The organism is Mycolicibacterium septicum DSM 44393, assembly GCF_000455325.1.
Lineage (GTDB): Bacteria > Actinomycetota > Actinomycetes > Mycobacteriales > Mycobacteriaceae > Mycobacterium > Mycobacterium septicum.
The window spans coordinates 2,476,604-2,493,338 of the sequence record NZ_HG322951.1 but is presented as its reverse complement, the minus strand read 5'-3'; the positions used below and the strand labels follow the sequence as shown (position 1 = coordinate 2,493,338).

Genomic DNA, 16,735 nt, shown 5'->3' with positions numbered 1-16,735 from the left:
TCCGTTACATTCGAACGATGACGACCGTCCTCACAGCTGACCACGGCGCGGTCCGGGTCCTCACCCTCCATCGCCCCGAGGCGCGGAACGCTCTGGGCCGTGAGTTGATCGAGGAGCTCTACAGCGCCCTGGACGACGCCGACGCGGACGAGACGGTGCGCGTTATCGTGCTCACCGGGACCGACCCCGCGTTCTGCGCCGGCGTCGACCTCAAACAGGCGCAAACGCTCGGCATGGAGTATTTCGCGAAGTTCCGGTCCCACAACTGCATCACCAAGACCGGCGAACTCCGCACCCCGATCATCGGGGCCATCAACGGTGCGACGTTCACCGGCGGGCTGGAGATGGCCCTGGGTTGCGATTTCCTGATCGCCTCCGAACGCGCGGTGTTCGCCGACACCCACGCCCGGGTCGGGATCCTGCCCGGTGGCGGGATGACGGCACGGCTCCCCCACGTTGTCGGCGCCGCGATGGCCCGCCGGCTCTCGATGACCGGAGAAGTCGTCGACGCCGCCCGCGCCGAACGCCTGGGTCTGGTCACCGAGGTGGTACCGCACGAGCGGTTACTGGACCGGGCGCTGGAGCTGGCCGGTCAGATCGCCGAAGTTCCGGGCCCGACCATGGCCGGCCTCAAGGAGATCTACACCCGCGGCAGCGATCCCCTCATCAGTCCGGCACTCGCCGCCGAGCAGGCCATCGCCGGTGCGCAGACGCGCGACTTCGACGGCCTCGGTGACCGTTATCGCGCTGTGGCCCAACGGAACCGAGGACAGATCGACGACTAGGCCGCCCGGCCGGGTTCGATGATCGTCATTCCCGATCCCGAGGGTGCATCCATGGCGGCCATCGCCGCGCCCGCGTCGTCCAGCCCGATCAGCCGGGTGACCAGCAACTCCGGCTGCAGCGCGCCGGACGCGAGGAGGTCGAGCATCGCCGGATAGTCGACGGCGGGCATGCCGTGCGACCCGAGGATCGAAAGTTCCTGGGCGATCACCCGGTCCATCGGGAAGGCGGTCTGCGCCGCGTCGCCCAGCAGCAGCCCCACCTGGATATGCCTGCCCGTGCGGCGCAGCGAGGTGACCGAGGCTGCCGCGACGGCGGGATGGCCGATGGCGTCGACCCCGATGTGCACGCCACCTCCGGTCCGGTGAACGACTTCGGCTGCGACATCGGGGATCTCGGTACCGTTGATCAGCTCATCGGCTCCGAGGCGACCGGCGGTGGCGAGCGCCTGCGCGTCGCGGTCGACGGCAACAACCCTGGCGCCGAACGCCTTCGCGATCATCACCGCCGACAGGCCCACTCCCCCGCAGCCGTGAACCGCCACCCATTGGCCGGGCTGCACCCCGCCGTGGGTGACCACGGCCCGGAACGACGTCGCGAAGCGGCACCCGAGCGACGCCGCCGCGACGAACGAGACGCTGTCGGGCAGCCGCACGAGGTTGGCCTGGGCCCGCGGCACCGCGACCCGTTGCGCGAACGAGCCCGGCAGGGTGAACCCGGGCTGCAGCTGGCTCGGGCAGACCTGGGCGTCACCGGCCACGCAGAATTCGCAGTGCCCACAGCCCAGGACGAACGGTGCGGTCACCCGGTCACCCGCCTGCCAGCCCGATACGCCAGGACCGACCGCCACGATCGTTCCGGCGAATTCATGCCCGGGGATGATCGGCAGGGCTACCGGATCATGCCCCCGCCACGCGTGCCAGTCAGACCGGCACACACCGGTGGCCACGACCTCGACGATCACCCCGTCGTCGGGACATCCAGGGTCGGCCACCTCGACCACAGCGGGCAGCACACCGACCTCGGAATACATCACAGCACGCACAGCTGCGATGGTAGGCCGACTCCGGCAGGCTCAGCGATGCCGCTTCAGAATGAAGCCGACGGTCCGCTCGCCGAGTCCCGGTAGTGCCGGTGTGGACATCTCCACCTGCCGGCGGGCCTGTTCGACGACGGGCGTCTCCGGATCAAGCACTGACAGGTAAACGTCGTGGGCAGCAAGGGAATTCACTGCTACGTCGGTGTACCCGTCGACCACCTCGCAATGCGTCGGCTCCGGCCCGTTCTCGAACAGCCACGCCGGCGGGTCGACGAGGCTGTCATAGGCCGCCGCCACCGCGCGGGCGAATTCGATGTGATCACGCTGGTTCGGCGCATCGGGCGCCCAGGCCGGACCGCTGTAGATGGTGATCACGACGTCGGGACGGAGCGCGACGATGGTCTCGGCGATCTTCGCGCGCAGCTCAGGGGTGTCGCGGATGTTGCTGTCCGGAAAATCCCAGAACGCCACGTCGTCGACCCCGACGATCGCGGCGGACCTGCGCTGCTCCCCTTCCCGCAGCGGCCCGGCCTGCTCCGGCGGCATACCGGCGATACCGGCCTCGCCCCGCGACGCCAACGCGTAGTGCACGGTCCTGCCCGCGGCGGTCCACTTCGCGACCGCCGCGCAGACCCCGTACTCGGGGTCATCCGGGTGCGGCACCAGCACCAGCGCGGTCTGCCAATCGGCGGGAAAAGGTTGCACCGCCATGGCTAGCTCACCCGCGTGTTGTGGGCGGAGCGGATCAGCCAGCGCCCGTCGTGTTCGACGACGACATAGCTGATGATTCCGCTGCGGTCTTCCGGCTGGGCTCCCGGCGGCACGTGGCCGGGCCAGTCCCAGCGAGTGTGCACGAGCGCCACGCCCGGGGCGATCTCGGCGATGGCCTCGACCTGCTGGGTGTAGTTGTGCTTCTGGCCGACAACGGCTTCCGGCACATCCAGGTGCCCCGCGACATTGTCCTCGCGCGAGGTCCACCACAGGCCGCTGTGCGCGACGAAGTCGGCGTCCTCGGTGAAATACCGGCCCCAGCCCTCCATGTCGTGCGCTACCCACAGGTCGGTGGCGGCGTCCATGACGGCCCTGATGTCCTGTTGATCCTTCGCGTTCACCAGACCAGTGTCGGACCTCAACATTGGTTCATGTCAACCCCAGCCCTCCGGCCGGTAGGCCGCGCCCGGATGCCCAGGAGCCAGCAGCGGTCCGGCGCCACCGAGCCGCTCACGCAGGGTGGCCCGCTCAGCCTGTTCGGGTAACCGGCCGCGACGACGCAACTCGGGTACGACATGGCGGGCGAAATCGACGAAAGTGCCCGGCGTCGTGACGTAGGCCAGGTTGAACCCGTCGACACCGGCCTCGTCGACCCACCGCTCGAGTTCATCGGCCACCTCGGTGGGCGAACCCACCACGACCGGGCCCCGGCCACCGAGACCGACCTCGTGGGCCAGCTCCCCCGCCGTCCAGTTCCGGTCCGATGTGGTGAACGACGCCAGCGCAGAACGATTGGCCTCGGTCTGGACGTACTTCAGCGGTTCGTCAGGCTCGAGCTCGGCCAGATCGACGCCGGTCCAGCCGCCGAACAAAGCCAATGCCCCGGCCGGGCTGACAAACTGCCGGTACTCGTGCAACTTGGCGACGGCCAGTTCACGGGTCTCGGCGACGATCGGCGTCAGCATCGTGAACACCTTGATGGACCGGGGATCTCGTCCTTGTTCGGCCGCGGCGGCACGCAGTGCCTTGACCGGCTTGGCGACGATCTCGGGCGTCGGCCCCGACACGAACACCGCCTCTGCGTGAGCCGCGGCGAACCGGACGCCTCGCGGCGAGGCGCCTGCCTGGAACAGCATCGGGGTGCGCTGCGGAGACGGTTCGCACAGGAACGGCCCCGGGACGCTGAAGTAGCGGCCCTTGTGCTCGATGTCATGGACTTTCGCCGGATCGGTGAAGACACCTCGTTCCCGGTCCCGGACGACGGCGTCGGGCTCCCACGATGCCTCCCACAGCTTGTAGCAGACCTCGAGGTACTCCTCGGCGATCTCGTAGCGCTCGTCGTGCGGAATCTGGGCGTCCAGACCCAGATTCTTGGCGGCGCTGTCGAGATAGGAGGTGACGATGTTCCAGGCCACGCGGCCGTCGGTCAGGTGGTCGAGTGTCGAGAACCGGCGTGCCAGCGCATAGGGCTGTTCGTAGGTCAACGACACCGTGACACCGAATCCCAGGGTCTCGGTGACCGCCGCCATCGCCGAAACGGCCAGTGTCGGGTCGTTGACCGGTACCTGTGCGGCGTCGGCCACCGCGGCATCCCGCGATCCGCCGTACACGTCGTAGACGCCGAGCACGTCGGCCAGGAACAACGCGTCGAAGCCACCGGCCTCCAGCGTGCGGGCCAGATCCGTCCAGTACTTGAGTTCGCGGTACCGGTAGCCCTGGTCTTCGGGGTGGCGCCACAAACCCGCGGACTGGTGTCCGACGCAGGCCATGTCGAAGGCGTTGAGATAGATCCTGCTCATCGCGCGTCCCCGATCTCGTCCCGATGCGTTTCGCGCGCGAAATAGGCCGCCGCGAACGTGATCGCCGTCAGCACCACGAAGTATCCGACGATCAGCCACGGGCTGCCGCCACCTGCAACCAGCAGCGCCGCCGCGATCAACGGTGCGAAACCGCCCGAGAGCACGGCACCGATCTGATACCCCAACGAGGCGCCGCTGTAGCGCACCCGAGTATCGAACAGCTCGCCGAACCAGGCGGCCTGCGGCCCGTACATGGCGTCGTGAGCGATGTTGACCCCGAACACGATCGACAACACGATCGCGATGTGGGACCCGGTGCCCGCCGCGACGAAGAACAGGATGAGGGCCACCACACCGGCCACCGCACCGAACAGATACGGAGGGCGTCGGCCGATCCGGTCGGACAGCATTGCCCAGGCCGGGGTACTGACCAGGCCGATGGCCGACGCGATCAAGACGGCCGTCAAGCCGACCTGGCTGCCCGCGGACGACGAATCCTGCAGGTAGGTCAAGGAATACGTGGTCAGCAGGACAAACAGGGCGATCTGTGAGAACCGCAGTCCGGTGGTGATCAACACATTTCGCGGTTGGGTGCGCAGCACCTCCAGCACCGGCAACCGTGCCACCTCACCACGGTCTCGGACCTCGGTGAACACCTCGGCATCGGTGAGCCTCAGGCGGATCACCAGACCGATCACCACCAGGACGGCACTGAGCAGGAACGGGATTCGCCAACCGTAGGCGAGGAAGGCCTCGGGACCGGTGACCGTTCTCGTCACGTAGAAGATCGCCGTCGAGAGCAACATGCCGGCCGGGGAACCCAATTGGGTGAAGCTGCCGAACAGGCCGCGGCGACCTGGCGGTGCATGCTCCACCGAAAGTAGTGCCGCACCGCCCCATTCGGCGCCCACCGCCAGGCCCTGCAGCAGCCTCAGGCCCACCAGCAGTGCGGGCGCGAGCAGCCCGATCTGGGCGTAGGTCGGCAGGAGTCCGATCGCGAAGGTGCTCAGCCCCATCCCCACGAGCGCGGCGACCAGAACCACCTTGCGCCCCAGCCGATCTCCGTAGTGACCAGATATCAGGGCGCCCAAGGGCCGGGCACCGAACCCCGCGGCGTAGGTCGCGAACGAGGCCAGCGTGCCGGCCGTCGACGAGATGTTCGGGAAGAACAACGGTTTGAAGACCAGGGCCGCGGCAGTGGCATACAGATAGAAGTCGTACCACTCGATCGTGGTGCCGACCGCGCTGCCCAGCGCGACGGTGCGCGCACTCGGCTTGGCGGTGGCCACGGAACGTGGGTCGGTAACAGTCACGTGGCCGCAGGCTATGCGGGGTTCGAACGGCCCGGAAGGTTTGCCCTCAGGCTGACGCAAAGGCGTCAGACGCTACTTTCCGACGGTGGCCCCGTGCACCAGGATCGCCGCCGTCTGCGCCACCCACTCGTCGTCGAGTTCGCGATCGGGCCACAACAGCATCCGCAGCATGGTCGACCCGCCGATGAGCTCCACCAGGCGGTCCGGGTCGACATCCGGTTGGACCTCACCCCGCACGATGCCGTCGACGATCCGCGCGCGCACGGTGACGAAGGTCCCCGCGAAGCGCTGCATCACCCGGGCGTTCAGGTCGGTGTCGGCGACGACGTCGGCGACCAGTCCTGGCAGCGCCGCACGCATCACCGGACTGGTGAACACATCGCGGGCGGCACCGATCATCGCCCGGATATCCGCGGCGATGTCGCCCGCCGGCGCGGTCAACGCGGTCGCGGCAGCGGGGAACACCGCCTCGTGCACCAACTCCGCTTTGCTCGACCACCGGCGGTACAGCGCGGTTTTCGTGGTCTGCGCCCGCTCGGCGACCGCCGCCATGGTCAGGTTCGAGTAGCCGATTTCGACAAGCAGGTCCGCGGTCGCCTGCAATATGGCAGCGTCAATGCGCGGGTCGCGGGGGCGTCCCGCTCCGGCGCTCTTGCCAACTGATGATGGCTCTGCTTTCATAACGCTACTAACAGTATCGTAATTGTGGCCGTAAGGAACAGTTGAATGGCAAACGAGGCCGTGGACGCTCCTGTGGAGAACGTCGACCACCTGCAACGCTCCAGCCGTGACGTCACCACCCTGCCGACGGTGCTGTCCAAATGGCTGTCCACCGTGATGCCGGGCGGCGTCGCCCCCGAGATCACCGTGGAGAGCGGAGTCGACTCCAACGGCATGTCCTCGGAGACGATCATGCTGACCGGGCGCTGGGACGAGAACGGCGAGCCGAAGGAGCAGAAGTGGGTGGCCCGCGTCGCCCCCACCGCCGACGATGTCCCGGTGTTCTCGTCGTACCGGCTTGATCACCAGTTCGAGGTCATGCGTCAGGTCGGCGAACTCACCGATGTGCCGGTCCCCAACGTGCGCTGGATGGACACCACCGGCGAGGTGCTGGGCACTCCGTTCTTCCTGATGGACCGGGTCGACGGCGAGGTGCCGCCCGACGTCATGCCCTACACCTTCGGCGGCAACTGGTTCGCCGATGCCCCGCTCGAACGCCAGCGCGAACTGCAGGACAGCACCGTCGAGGTGCTCGCGAAACTGCACGCGATCCCGGACGCCGCGGAGCGGTTCGGGTTCCTGTCCGAGATCGATCCTCCCGGCGACACCCCGCTGCGCCGGCACTTCGGCTGGCTCAAGGGCTGGTACGAGTACTCGGTTCCCGATATCGGCCGTTCCCCGTTGGTCGAGCGGGCACTGCAGTGGCTCGAGGACAACTTCCCCGAGGATGTGGCGGGGACGGACTCCGTGCTGATCTGGGGCGACTCGCGCATCGGCAACGTGCTCTACGACAACTTCCGGCCGGCTGCCGTGCTGGACTGGGAGATGGCCACCATCGGCCCTCGTGAACTCGACGTCTCCTGGATCATCTTTGCGCACATGGTGTTTCAGGAGCTGGCGGGCATGGCGGGGCTGCCCGGCCTGCCCGACGTGATGCGCGAGGAGGATGTCCGCGCCACCTACCGCGAGCTGACCGGGGCAGAACTCGGCGACCTGCGCTGGTTCTACATCTACTCGGGCGTCATCTGGTGTTGCGTGTTCATGCGCACCGGCGCCCGGCGGGTGCACTTCGGCGAGACCGAGAAGCCCGACGACGTCGAAACGATGTTCTACCACGCGCCGTTGCTGCGGCGTCTGATCGAGGAGTCCTGACATGCTCGGCCCGATGGACGAATTCCCGGTCCACCAAGTCCCCCAGCCGATCGCCTGGCCCGGGTCTTCCGACCGGAACTTCTACGACCGTTCGTATTTCAACGCCCATGACCGCACCGGCGACATCTTCGTCATCACCGGCCTGGGCTACTACCCCAACCTCGGGGTGAAGGACGCGTACTTCCTCGTACGGCGCGGCGATGAGCAGACGGCGGTCCATCTGTCCGACGCGATCGATCAGGACCGGCTCAACCAGCACGTCGGCGCTTACCGGGTCGAGGTCACCGAGCCGCTCAAGAAGATCCGCATCGTGCTCGACGAGACCGAGGGCGTCGCCGCAGATCTCACCTGGGACGGGCTGTTCGACGTCGTCCAGGAACAGCCACACCTGATGCGCCAGGGCAACCGGGTCACTCTCGACGCCCAGCGCTTCGCCCAATTGGGTTCCTGGAGTGGCCATCTGGAGATCGACGGCCAGCACATCGACGTCACCCCAGACACCTGGATCGGCTCGCGCGACCGGTCATGGGGCATCCGCCCGGTCGGTGAGGCCGAACCGGCCGGACGTCCGGCCGACCCGCCGTTCGAAGGCATGTGGTGGCTGTACGTGCCGATGGCTTTCGACGACTTCTCGATCGTCTTCATCATCCAGGAGGACCCCAGCGGGTTCCGCTCGCTCAACGACTGCAGCCGCGTCTTCAAGGACGGCCGCGTCGAGCAGCTCGGCTGGCCGCGGGTGAAGATCCACTACCGCTCCGGCACCCGGATCCCGACCGGGGCCACCATCGAGGCCACCGCGCCCGACGGCACCCCCGTCCGGTTCGACGTGGAATCCAAACTGCCCGTGCCGATTCACGTCGGCGGCGGCTATGGCGGCGACGTCGATTGGATCCACGGCGTGTGGAAGGGCGAGAAGTTCACCGAGCGCCGCACCTACGACATGAACGACCCCGCGGTCGTCGGCCGGACCGCGTTCGGCGTGATCGACCACGTCGGACGGGCCCTGTGCACCGAGGGCAACGGTGCGCCGGTGGAAGGCTGGGGCCTGTTCGAGCACGGCGCACTCGGCCGGCACGATCCGTCCGGCTTCGCCGACTGGCTCACCGTCGCCCCGTAGGTCACATTTCTTCGCGCGAGCAGACGCGTATGTACCCCACATTGTGAGTTTCCGGGTACATATGCGTCTGCTCGGCAGGACGGCTAGGCCGCCCAGAACAGCGCGCCCGCGCCGATCGCCTCTACCAGGCAGTAGAACCAGTTGGGGTAGAAGGCCGTCCGCTCGTCGAACACCGCCGAGACGGCACGGCCGACTGCCATTCCGGCCAGTGCGGCACCGACCGTGATCAGTATCCCGGTGCGCACCTCCCCCGGCGCCATCGCCGCGTAAGCCAGCACCGCGGCGATGGCAAGACCGAAGCCGCCGTACACGCCACGGACTTCCGCGCGGGCCGCGGCAGTCCTCAGGTCGTAGTCGAAGGGACGCAGGATCGCCTGCGGAGCTGCCAGCGCGTACACACCCATGCCGAGGAAGAACACCCCGACCACGACGATCACTGCGACGACCACGGTAAGCCTCCTGTTCACGTTGTCCCGCTCAGCATGCAGACTGAACCCGTGCCTGCGCTTCCACAAACCTGCTGCCCCACGGTGTGGCTGTGGCCGGGGCAGGCGCTCTATTCCGGGCCCGGTCTCGGTCTGCAGCCGCATTCCGGATCCGTGTGGTGCATGGCTGCCGGGGTCGACGGACCGCTGACGGTGACGGTGCAGGGCAACGCGATCGTCGCTCGCAGCGTGCTGATCCCACCGCGGCTCACCCATCACCTGTCGATGCAGGGTGGGTTGGTGTCGTGCTATCTCGATCCCAGTTCGCAGCGCAGCGCGTCGTGCCGTCGGCAGTTTTCCGACTTCCGCGGCAGCATCGGCGTCGGTCACGCCGCCGAGCACGTCCTGACGGCGAGGCCGGACGACGACGACGCCGCCCGGCGCTGGCTGGACCTGGCCGCCCCGGACACACCCCATCGGATCGATCCCCGGATCGAGCTGGTGGCCAAGCAGATTCGCGAAGACCCGGCGGCAGCGGTATCGGCGCGTGAGTTCGCGGCCGCCGCTGGGTTGTCCGAGTCGCGGTTCCTGCATCTGTTCCGGCGTGAGGCCGGCACCAGCCTCCGCCGTTACCGGATGTGGAGCAGGCTCGTGTCAGCGGGTACCGCCGTGGCGGCAGGACAGAATCTGACCGCAGCGGCGGCCGATTCCGGATTCGCCAGCCCGTCGCACCTGGCCGACACCTTCAAGACCACCTTCGGGCTGTCGGCGACACAGCTGCTGACGACGGGACTGCGCATCCGCACCCCCTGACGAGCGACCGCACAGGTACGCGAAATGCGGCGTGTCGGCGTACAGACACGGTCGCTCGCGGTGCCTAGGAAGCGGCAGTGACGGGTGCGCGGCCGAACACCATGGACTCGTCGATACGGTCGAAGCGGTGGTCGATCGCGTCGAGCACATAGTTGTGCCGCACGTGCCACGGCCGTTTGGTGCCCGACCGCGGCAACGCGTGCTCGGAACGCTGGATGTAGCCGGCCTCCAGATCCCACGTGCGCTTCTCCGGCATCGGCGCCGCACCCTTGTGCGGATAGGCATGGGTGTAGCCGTGAGCACCCATGTACGCCAGCAGGTTTGCGAAGGCCCGGGCGGTCATGTCGGCCCGCAGCGTCCACGACGCGTTGGTGTAGCCGATGCACCAGGCCAGGTTCGGAACGTCCTCCAGCAGGAACTCCTTGTAGACGAACCGCTCGGTCGGCTTGACCTCGTTCCCGTCGACCGCGATCCTGATGCCGCCGAGCGCCTGCAGTTGCAGGCCGGTCGCGGTGACGATCACGTCCGCGTCCACCCGCGCACCGGATTTCAGCACGATGCCCGTGGCATCGATGTGGTCGATGTGATCGGTGACGACCTCGACCCGGCCGTCACTGATGTCCGCGAACAGATCACCGTCGAGCACCAGGCACAACCGCTGATCCCACGGGTTGTAGCGCGGCTTGAAATGCACGTCGACGGGATAGCCCTCGGGCAATGCCGCCACGATCTGCTTGCGCAGGTAGCTGCGACCGAGACCGGGTGCCTTGCGGAAGAAGAAATAGCTCAGCACGTGGATCATCGCGTTGCGGAACCGCACAACTTGATGGGATAGCTTGCGCGGCAGGTATTTCCGGATCGCTTGCACCGATGGAACAACGCGGTCCGCCGCCACCATGTAGGTCGGTGACCGCTGCAGCATCGTCACGTGGCCGGCCTGTTGTGCCAGCGCGGGCACCAAACTGACCGCGGTGGCCCCGCTGCCGATCACCACGACACGCTTGCCGGAGTAGTCCAGCGATTCCGGCCAGAACTGCGGGTGCACCACCTCGCCGCCGAAGTTCTCCATACCGGGGAATTCCGGGGTGTAGGGCTCGTCGTAGTTGTAGTAACCGGTGCCGAAGAACAGGAACCGGGCCCGGTAGGTGACGGCCTGGCCGTCCTGTTCGGCCTGAACGGTCCAGGTGTCGGTGTCCGGATCCCAATCCGCCGACAGCACATGGGTGTTGAACCGGATGTGACGGTCGATGCCGTGCGCCCGGGCGGTCTCGGTCAGGTAGTCGCGGATGTCGTCACCGTCGGCCACGTTCTCCGGCTTGGTCCACGGCTGGTACGGGAAGCTCAGCGTGAAGATGTCACTGTCGGAGCGGATCCCCGGGTAGCGGAACAGGTCCCAAGTGCCACCGATCCGCTCCCGGCGTTCCAGCACGGTGTAGGTCAGCCCGGGGCTCTTCTCATGGACGCGGTAGGCCGCGCCCAACCCTGAGATCCCCGCCCCGATGATGAGCACATCCGAGTAGTCCGGATCCGCAGCGCGACGCGCACCGTCCATGGCGAACCTCCTTTGGTCCCGCGCAGTACCACCACCCTATGTGCTCAGTCGCGCAGCGCGTCAACGATCTGGGCAAGCGAATCCACCGCGATCGGACCGGGTTGGTACAGGCAGATCCGGTCGGACACCCCGCCCACCCGGTCCCGGATGTGGGCGGCGATGTCGGCGGGGCTACCGCAGGCCGCGATGGTGTGCAGCACCTCGTCGTCGATCAGCGAACCCATCTCCTGCCACCGCCCCTGCTTGGACAGCGCGTTGAGCTCGGGCTGCAGATCGCCCCACCCGTGTACCTCCAGCACCGGGCGATAGGCCGGCGTCGAGCCGTAGAAGGCGAGCAGCCGTCGCGCCGCGTCATGATCGTCGCCGGCCGACACGATGATCTCCGGGACTATGGCCAGCTCCCCCTGGTCACGTCCGGCGGCGGCGAGCCCGTTCCGCACCGCGGGCAACGTCGCCTCGTGCAGGAACCGCTTGGACCCGAACGGCATCACCAGCAGGCCGTCGGCGAACTGCGCGGTGGCCCGGGTCAGCCGCGGCCCCAGCGCGCCGACATAGATCGGCGGCGGACCGTAAGGGTTGTCCCGGGGAGTGAACGTCGGAGTCATCAGGGTGTGCCGGTAGTACTCGCCCCGAAAATCGAGCCGCTCGCCGGTGTCCCAGGCCGCGAAGATCGCCCGCAACGCCGCGACGAACTCGGACATCCGGGCCACCGGCCGGTCGAACTCCGCGCCGAACCGCTTCTCGATCTGGGCGCGGATCTGGGTGCCGAGCCCGAGGGTGAACCGCCCGCCGGACAGGATCTGGTGGTCGATGGCCTGGTGCGCCAGGTGAATCGGGTTGCGGGGAAACGCAATTGCCACGTTAGTCATCAGATCGAGACCCCCGACGGTGCTCGCCAGCGTCAAGGGGGTGAACACATCGTGTGGCCCCTCGAACGTGAACACTCCGGTGGCACCGGCCTCGCGCAGGGCCGCGGCACGGCCGATCGCGTCTTGCGGCCCGAACAACGCTGTCATGACCTTCACGCGTGAGAGCCTAGACAGGTGAGCATCCCAACCAGCACCGACGTCGTCGTTGTCGGCGCCGGCTTCGCCGGCTTGTCCGCCGCCCGCGCCCTGGTCCGGCTCGGACACCAGGTGGTGGTGCTGGAGGGCCGTGACCGCGTGGGCGGGCGCTCGTCGACCACCGAGATCGCCGGGGTGCCGGTCGACCTGGGCGGCACGTTCGTCGGCCCCACCCAGGACGCTGTGCTGGCGCTGGCCGACGAACTCGGGTGCGACACCGTGCCCACCTACGACCGCGGCAAGAACCTGATCCTGTGGCACGGGCGGGTGCGGGCCTACCGCAGCACCATCCCCCGCCTGTCGATGATGGAACTCTTCGACGTCTCCCGCATCCAGTGGCGCTTCGAACGGCTCTGCCGGCTGATCCGCGTCAACGAGCCGTGGAAGAGCCCCAACGCCCAGAAACTCGACGAGCTCACGCTGGAGCAGTGGCTGCGCTCGGCCGGTGCCAACGCATCGACGCGCAACCTCATGGCGATCATGTCCCGGGTCACCTGGGGCGCCGAGCCCGACGAGGTGTCGATGCTGCACGCCGCCCGCTACGTCAAGGCCGCGGGCGGGCTGGACCGCATGCTCGACGTCCGCGGCGGCGCCCAGCAGGACCGGTTTCCGGGCGGTACCCAGCAGATCGCGTGCAAGATCGCCGAGGAACTCGGAGAGCGAGTGGTGCTCAACTCCCCGGTGGGCCGCATCGAACGACGCCCCGACGGCACTGTGGCGGTGAGTAGCCCGGCCGGCGAGGTGCAGGCACGCGCGGTGATCGTGGCGATCCCGCCCCAGCACCGGACCGGGATCGAGTTCAGCCCACCGCTGCCCGAGCCCTACGCCGAACTGGCGGCGAACTGGCCGCAGGGCAACCTCAGCAAGGCCTACGCCGCCTATGACCGACCGTTCTGGCGCGCCAACGGCTGCTCGGGCGAGGCATTGTCCGATGAGGGCCCGGTGTTCATCACCTTCGATGTCAGCCCGGGCGACGGTGGCCCCGGAATCCTGCTCGGGTTCACCGATTCCCGCACGTTCGACCGGTTGTCACCGGATGAACGACGCGAGCAGGCCCTGTCCGGGTTCGCGACCCTGTTCGGCGATGCGGCGCTACAGCCGACCGACTACGTCGATCACTGTTGGAGCACAGAACAATTCGCACCCGGTGGGCCGACGGCGGCGGTGCCGCCGGGATCGTGGACGCAGTACGGTCGGTGGCTGCGCGAACCGGTGGACGCCATTCACTGGGCCGGCACCGAGACCGCCGATGTGTGGACCGGTTTCCTCGACGGTGCGGTGCGGTCGGGACAGCGAGCCGCGGACGAGGTGGCCGGGCTGCTGGCCGGCTGATTTAGCCTCAGCCGATACGGCGCTGTGTCGCAACGGATTCGGTAAGACGACGCAAGTGGGCGCTGACCTCGTCCGGCCGCTCGAGAATCGCGCAGTGACCTCCCGACAGCTCCACGAAGGAGGCGAGGTTCGGCGCGTCGGTGGCGATGCGGCGTGAGGCGACGATCGGCAGCAGCCGGTCCCTGGTGCTGCCGATCACCAGCGTCGGGACGACGAGGTTACGCAGCGAGATGTGCGTGGGCCCCAAACTGTCCACGAGAGCGCGGGCCCAGCCGCCACGACTGGCCGGTGGCGTGGCGGCGAAAAGGTGGTGCACGAACTCGGCGACCCACGGTTCGGCGTCGCGGCCCACGGCCAGGTAGGCCACAAACCGCTTGTTCGGTCCGTCGGCGAGGTGGGGCACCGGCGTGGCACCGAAGGTCTTGAGGAAGGTGCCGGCCGCGCGGATGCGCGCCGCCGACAGCGGGGCGGGGACGGGCGCCAGTTTCACATGGCGCAGCAGGTCCCCGGTGGTGGTGTTGATCAGCGCGACCGCGTCGGCACGGGCGGCCACCCGGGTCGGATAGCGCTGCGACCATGAGGTGATCGCGATGCCGCCCATCGAATGTCCCGCGATGATGGCCCGCTCACCGGGCTTCAGCGTGGCGTCGAGCACCGCGTCCAGGTCGGCGGCGAGGTGGTTGAGGCTGTACCGGTGACGTCCGTGCGGAGTCTCGCTGCGGCCGTGCCCGCGATGGTCGTAGGCGATCACGCGGTAGTCGGCGGCCAGATCGGCGATCTGGTGGGCCCAGACCCCGATGGCACAGGTGATGCCGTGGGCCAGCACGATCGGGTAGCCGTCCTCGGGCCCGAACACCTCGGCATGCAGCCGCACTCCGTCGATGGCGCGAACCTCGACGTTGCGTCCCGGTGGTAGCTGAGGAAGGGTCATGCTGCTCCGATCATAGGCGCCGTCGCCAAGCGAAACTGGGGATTCATGAGCTTGCCGCGCCGGTGATCAGCACGGGTTTGACCACGTCAGCGGCCTTGGCGGCAGCCCAGGCCCGGTCGAAGTCGTCGAACGGGTACCGGCTCACGAACTTGTCGAGCGGAAGTTCGCCACGGCGGTGCAGATCGACGAGGCGCGGGATGAAGGTCTGCGGATCGCTGTCCCCCTCCACCACGCCGCGCACGGTCAGGCCCTTGCCCATGATGGCCGCGACGGGCAGATCGGCGGTCAGCGCGCCGAGGCCCAGCAGCGCCAGGGTTCCGCGCTCACGCAGCACTCCCACCGCCACGGCGAGAACATCGGGCCGCGCGGTGGTGTCGACCGCGGCCGCTGCTCCCCCGGTCAGCTCGAGGATGACCGCAGCGGTGTCGGATGTGGTCGGGTCGATCGTCGCGGTCGCGCCCAATTCGCTTGCCAGCGTGCGCCGCTGCGCGATCGGGTCGACAGCGACGATGGTCCGGCACCCCGCGATGCGGGCGCCCATGACCGCCGAAAGCCCGACAGCGCCGGCACCGAACACCACGAGCGCGTCCGCGGGTTGCGGCGCGAGCACATTGAGTACGGCGCCGACACCGGTCTGCACGCTGCAGCCCAGCGGGGCCGCCAGCGCCGGGTCGATCGGCTCGGACAGCACCACCGCGTTGCGACTGCCGGCGATCGCATAGGTGCAGAAGCTGGACTGGCCGAAGAATCCAGCCCCGATGGGCGCACCGCCGGCGTGCAGTGCACTGGACTCGTCGCGGCGGCCACCACGCATGTTGAGGTCGGTCGAACGCTCGCAGTACGCCGGGGCATCAGCCTGGCAGTTGCGGCAGGCGCCGCAACTGGCGAAGGTGAGAACCACCTGGTCGCCGACCCGCGGCGTGGCAGTCTGCCCGGCCTGCACCACGGTGCCCGCGCCCTCGTGGCCGAACACCATCGGCAGCTTGCGGAAGCGCGCGGCCACGCTCACGTCGGTGTGGCAGATACCCACCGCGTCGATGCGGACCAGCACTTCGTCGCCGAGCGGTTCCCGGATCTGAACGTCGGTGAGCCGTGGATCGGCCCCGGCGTCGAGCACCACCGCGGCGCGGGCGTTGAGCATCCGGTGATGCTAACCACCGAGTTGACACCTGTCACAATTGGCTGGCGACCCCACCTGAAGGAGACACCGATGCGTGCAGCACAGATCACCCGACTCGACGGACCCGACGCTGTGCGGGTGGCCGACGTGGCGGAACCCGCTGCCGACGACACCGTGGTGATCGACGTGCACGCGGCCGGGGTCGCCTTCCCGGACACCCTGCTGACCCGTGGGCTCTACCAGTACAAGCCGGACCTGCCGTTCACCCCGGGTGCCGAGGTCGCCGGGGTGGTGCGCAGCGCCCCGGCCGATGCCCATGTCCGTGCCGGTGACCGCGTGCTGGGCCTGACCATGTTGTCCGGCGGCATGGCCGAAGTCGTGGCACTGCCCGCCGAGCGGGTGTTCGCGCTGCCGGACGCCGTGTCTTTCGAGGCCGGCGCAGGCATCCTGTTCAACGACCTGACGGTGCAGTTCGCGTTGCGCACCCGCGGCAGGCTGGCCGAGGGCGAGACCGTCCTGGTACACGGCGCGGCAGGCGGGATCGGCACCTCGGCCCTGCGGCTGGCACCGGCGCTGGGGGCCTCACGCACCATCGCGGTGGTGTCCACCGAGGAGAAGGCCGAGATCGCCAGGGCCGCAGGCGCATCGGATGTGGTGCTGGCCGAGGGATTCCGCGACGCGGTAAAGGAACTCACCGGCGGCCGTGGCGTGGACGTCGTCCTCGACCCGGTCGGCGGGGACCGGTTCACCGACTCACTGCGGTCGCTGGCCGTGGGCGGGCGACTGCTGGTGGTCGGATTCACCGGCGGCGAGATCCCCACGGTCAAGGTCAATCGCCTGCTGCTCAACAACGTCGACGTGATC

Annotated in this window: 17 protein-coding genes; 6 read left to right on the top strand and 11 right to left on the bottom strand. The window is 68.3% G+C overall.

Going from position 1 to position 16,735, the window contains the following annotated elements:
• The first annotated feature begins 17 nt into the window (after window positions 1-17).
• Window positions 18-785 carry an enoyl-CoA hydratase gene (locus tag TX88_RS11715; protein ID WP_044516937.1) on the top strand — a complete coding sequence of 256 codons (768 nt, stop codon included), beginning with the start codon at window positions 18-20 and terminating at the stop codon, window positions 783-785.
• Here TX88_RS11715 and TX88_RS11710 read toward each other — a convergent pair.
• From TX88_RS11710 to TX88_RS11685, 6 genes are all read right to left on the bottom strand, one after another.
• Window positions 782-1,828 (bottom strand): zinc-dependent alcohol dehydrogenase family protein, encoded by a 1,047-nt coding sequence (locus tag TX88_RS11710; RefSeq protein WP_044516935.1) that lies wholly within the window; start codon window positions 1,826-1,828, stop codon window positions 782-784. The genes TX88_RS11715 and TX88_RS11710 overlap by 4 nt on opposite strands.
• A 30-nt stretch (window positions 1,829-1,858) precedes the next feature.
• Window positions 1,859-2,533, bottom strand: a complete 675-nt coding sequence (locus TX88_RS11705) for a PIG-L deacetylase family protein (RefSeq protein WP_044516934.1) — start codon at window positions 2,531-2,533, stop codon at window positions 1,859-1,861.
• A gap of 2 nt (window positions 2,534-2,535) precedes the next feature.
• Window positions 2,536-2,934 (bottom strand): SgcJ/EcaC family oxidoreductase, encoded by a 399-nt coding sequence (locus TX88_RS11700; RefSeq protein WP_044516932.1) that lies wholly within the window; start codon window positions 2,932-2,934, stop codon window positions 2,536-2,538.
• 33 nt (window positions 2,935-2,967) lie between these two features.
• Entirely contained in the window at window positions 2,968-4,332 is a 1,365-nt protein-coding gene (locus tag TX88_RS11695) for an LLM class flavin-dependent oxidoreductase (RefSeq protein ID WP_044516930.1), read from the bottom strand.
• Complete coding sequence (locus TX88_RS11690; protein ID WP_162563179.1) at window positions 4,329-5,621, bottom strand: MFS transporter; 1,293 nt, start codon at window positions 5,619-5,621, stop codon at window positions 4,329-4,331. The genes TX88_RS11695 and TX88_RS11690 overlap by 4 nt, the downstream gene beginning before the upstream one ends.
• A gap of 96 nt (window positions 5,622-5,717) precedes the next feature.
• Entirely contained in the window at window positions 5,718-6,326 is a 609-nt protein-coding gene (locus TX88_RS11685) for a TetR/AcrR family transcriptional regulator (protein ID WP_044516927.1), read from the bottom strand.
• 45 nt (window positions 6,327-6,371) lie between these two features.
• On the opposite strand from TX88_RS11685, the gene TX88_RS11680 reads away from it, so the two are divergent.
• The gene (locus TX88_RS11680) at window positions 6,372-7,517 is read left to right on the top strand and encodes a phosphotransferase family protein (protein WP_044516925.1); all 1,146 of its coding nucleotides are present in this window, start codon (window positions 6,372-6,374) and stop codon (window positions 7,515-7,517) included.
• Between the two features lies 1 nt (window position 7,518).
• Window positions 7,519-8,634 carry an Rv3169 family protein gene (locus TX88_RS11675; RefSeq protein ID WP_044516924.1) on the top strand — a complete coding sequence of 372 codons (1,116 nt, stop codon included), beginning with the start codon at window positions 7,519-7,521 and terminating at the stop codon, window positions 8,632-8,634.
• Between the two features lie 83 nt (window positions 8,635-8,717).
• On the opposite strand, the gene TX88_RS11670 is transcribed toward TX88_RS11675, so the two are convergent.
• Complete coding sequence (locus tag TX88_RS11670) at window positions 8,718-9,083, bottom strand: DUF4345 domain-containing protein (RefSeq protein ID WP_209446972.1); 366 nt, start codon at window positions 9,081-9,083, stop codon at window positions 8,718-8,720.
• A 33-nt stretch (window positions 9,084-9,116) separates the two neighbouring features.
• On the opposite strand from TX88_RS11670, the gene TX88_RS11665 reads away from it, so the two are divergent.
• Window positions 9,117-9,872 carry a helix-turn-helix domain-containing protein gene (locus TX88_RS11665; protein ID WP_044516920.1) on the top strand — a complete coding sequence of 252 codons (756 nt, stop codon included), beginning with the start codon at window positions 9,117-9,119 and terminating at the stop codon, window positions 9,870-9,872.
• Between the two features lie 64 nt (window positions 9,873-9,936).
• Here the strand turns inward: TX88_RS11665 and TX88_RS11660 are convergent, their stop codons facing one another.
• Window positions 9,937-11,424: a flavin-containing monooxygenase gene (locus TX88_RS11660; protein WP_044516919.1), complete on the bottom strand. Its 1,488-nt coding sequence runs from the start codon at window positions 11,422-11,424 to the stop codon at window positions 9,937-9,939.
• Between the two features lie 44 nt (window positions 11,425-11,468).
• Complete coding sequence (locus TX88_RS11655) at window positions 11,469-12,440, bottom strand: TIGR03617 family F420-dependent LLM class oxidoreductase (RefSeq protein WP_044519333.1); 972 nt, start codon at window positions 12,438-12,440, stop codon at window positions 11,469-11,471.
• Between the two features lie 27 nt (window positions 12,441-12,467).
• On the opposite strand from TX88_RS11655, the gene TX88_RS11650 reads away from it, so the two are divergent.
• The gene (locus tag TX88_RS11650) at window positions 12,468-13,820 is read left to right on the top strand and encodes a flavin monoamine oxidase family protein (protein WP_044516916.1); all 1,353 of its coding nucleotides are present in this window, start codon (window positions 12,468-12,470) and stop codon (window positions 13,818-13,820) included.
• A 7-nt stretch (window positions 13,821-13,827) separates the two neighbouring features.
• On the opposite strand, the gene TX88_RS11645 is transcribed toward TX88_RS11650, so the two are convergent.
• Together TX88_RS11645 and TX88_RS11640 are read right to left on the bottom strand one after the other, a co-directional pair.
• Complete coding sequence (locus tag TX88_RS11645; protein ID WP_044516914.1) at window positions 13,828-14,751, bottom strand: alpha/beta fold hydrolase; 924 nt, start codon at window positions 14,749-14,751, stop codon at window positions 13,828-13,830.
• A 43-nt stretch (window positions 14,752-14,794) separates the two neighbouring features.
• Window positions 14,795-15,892, bottom strand: coding sequence for an NAD(P)-dependent alcohol dehydrogenase (locus TX88_RS11640; protein ID WP_044516911.1), 1,098 nt, complete (start codon window positions 15,890-15,892; stop codon window positions 14,795-14,797).
• A gap of 69 nt (window positions 15,893-15,961) precedes the next feature.
• Here TX88_RS11640 and TX88_RS11635 point away from each other — a divergent pair.
• On the top strand, window positions 15,962-16,735 hold a 774-nt coding region (locus TX88_RS11635; RefSeq protein ID WP_044516910.1), incomplete at its 3' end, for an NADPH:quinone oxidoreductase family protein.

Excerpts from the sequence above, each read along its gene's own strand:
- TX88_RS11705 (WP_044516934.1), bottom strand. The coding sequence starts at position 2,533 with ATGGCGGTGCAACCTTTTCCCGCCGATTGGCAGACCGCGCTGGTGCTG.
- TX88_RS11695 (WP_044516930.1), bottom strand. The coding sequence starts at position 4,332 with ATGAGCAGGATCTATCTCAACGCCTTCGACATGGCCTGCGTCGGACAC.
- TX88_RS11660 (WP_044516919.1), bottom strand. The coding sequence starts at position 11,424 with ATGGACGGTGCGCGTCGCGCTGCGGATCCGGACTACTCGGATGTGCTC.
- TX88_RS11680 (WP_044516925.1), top strand. The coding sequence starts at position 6,372 with ATGGCAAACGAGGCCGTGGACGCTCCTGTGGAGAACGTCGACCACCTG.
- TX88_RS11655 (WP_044519333.1), bottom strand. The coding sequence starts at position 12,440 with ATGACAGCGTTGTTCGGGCCGCAAGACGCGATCGGCCGTGCCGCGGCC.
- TX88_RS11640 (WP_044516911.1), bottom strand. The coding sequence starts at position 15,892 with ATGCTCAACGCCCGCGCCGCGGTGGTGCTCGACGCCGGGGCCGATCCA.
- TX88_RS11645 (WP_044516914.1), bottom strand. The coding sequence starts at position 14,751 with ATGACCCTTCCTCAGCTACCACCGGGACGCAACGTCGAGGTTCGCGCC.
- TX88_RS11675 (WP_044516924.1), top strand. The coding sequence starts at position 7,519 with ATGCTCGGCCCGATGGACGAATTCCCGGTCCACCAAGTCCCCCAGCCG.
- TX88_RS11665 (WP_044516920.1), top strand. The coding sequence starts at position 9,117 with ATGCAGACTGAACCCGTGCCTGCGCTTCCACAAACCTGCTGCCCCACG.
- TX88_RS11715 (WP_044516937.1), top strand. The coding sequence starts at position 18 with ATGACGACCGTCCTCACAGCTGACCACGGCGCGGTCCGGGTCCTCACC.
- TX88_RS11685 (WP_044516927.1), bottom strand. The coding sequence starts at position 6,326 with ATGAAAGCAGAGCCATCATCAGTTGGCAAGAGCGCCGGAGCGGGACGC.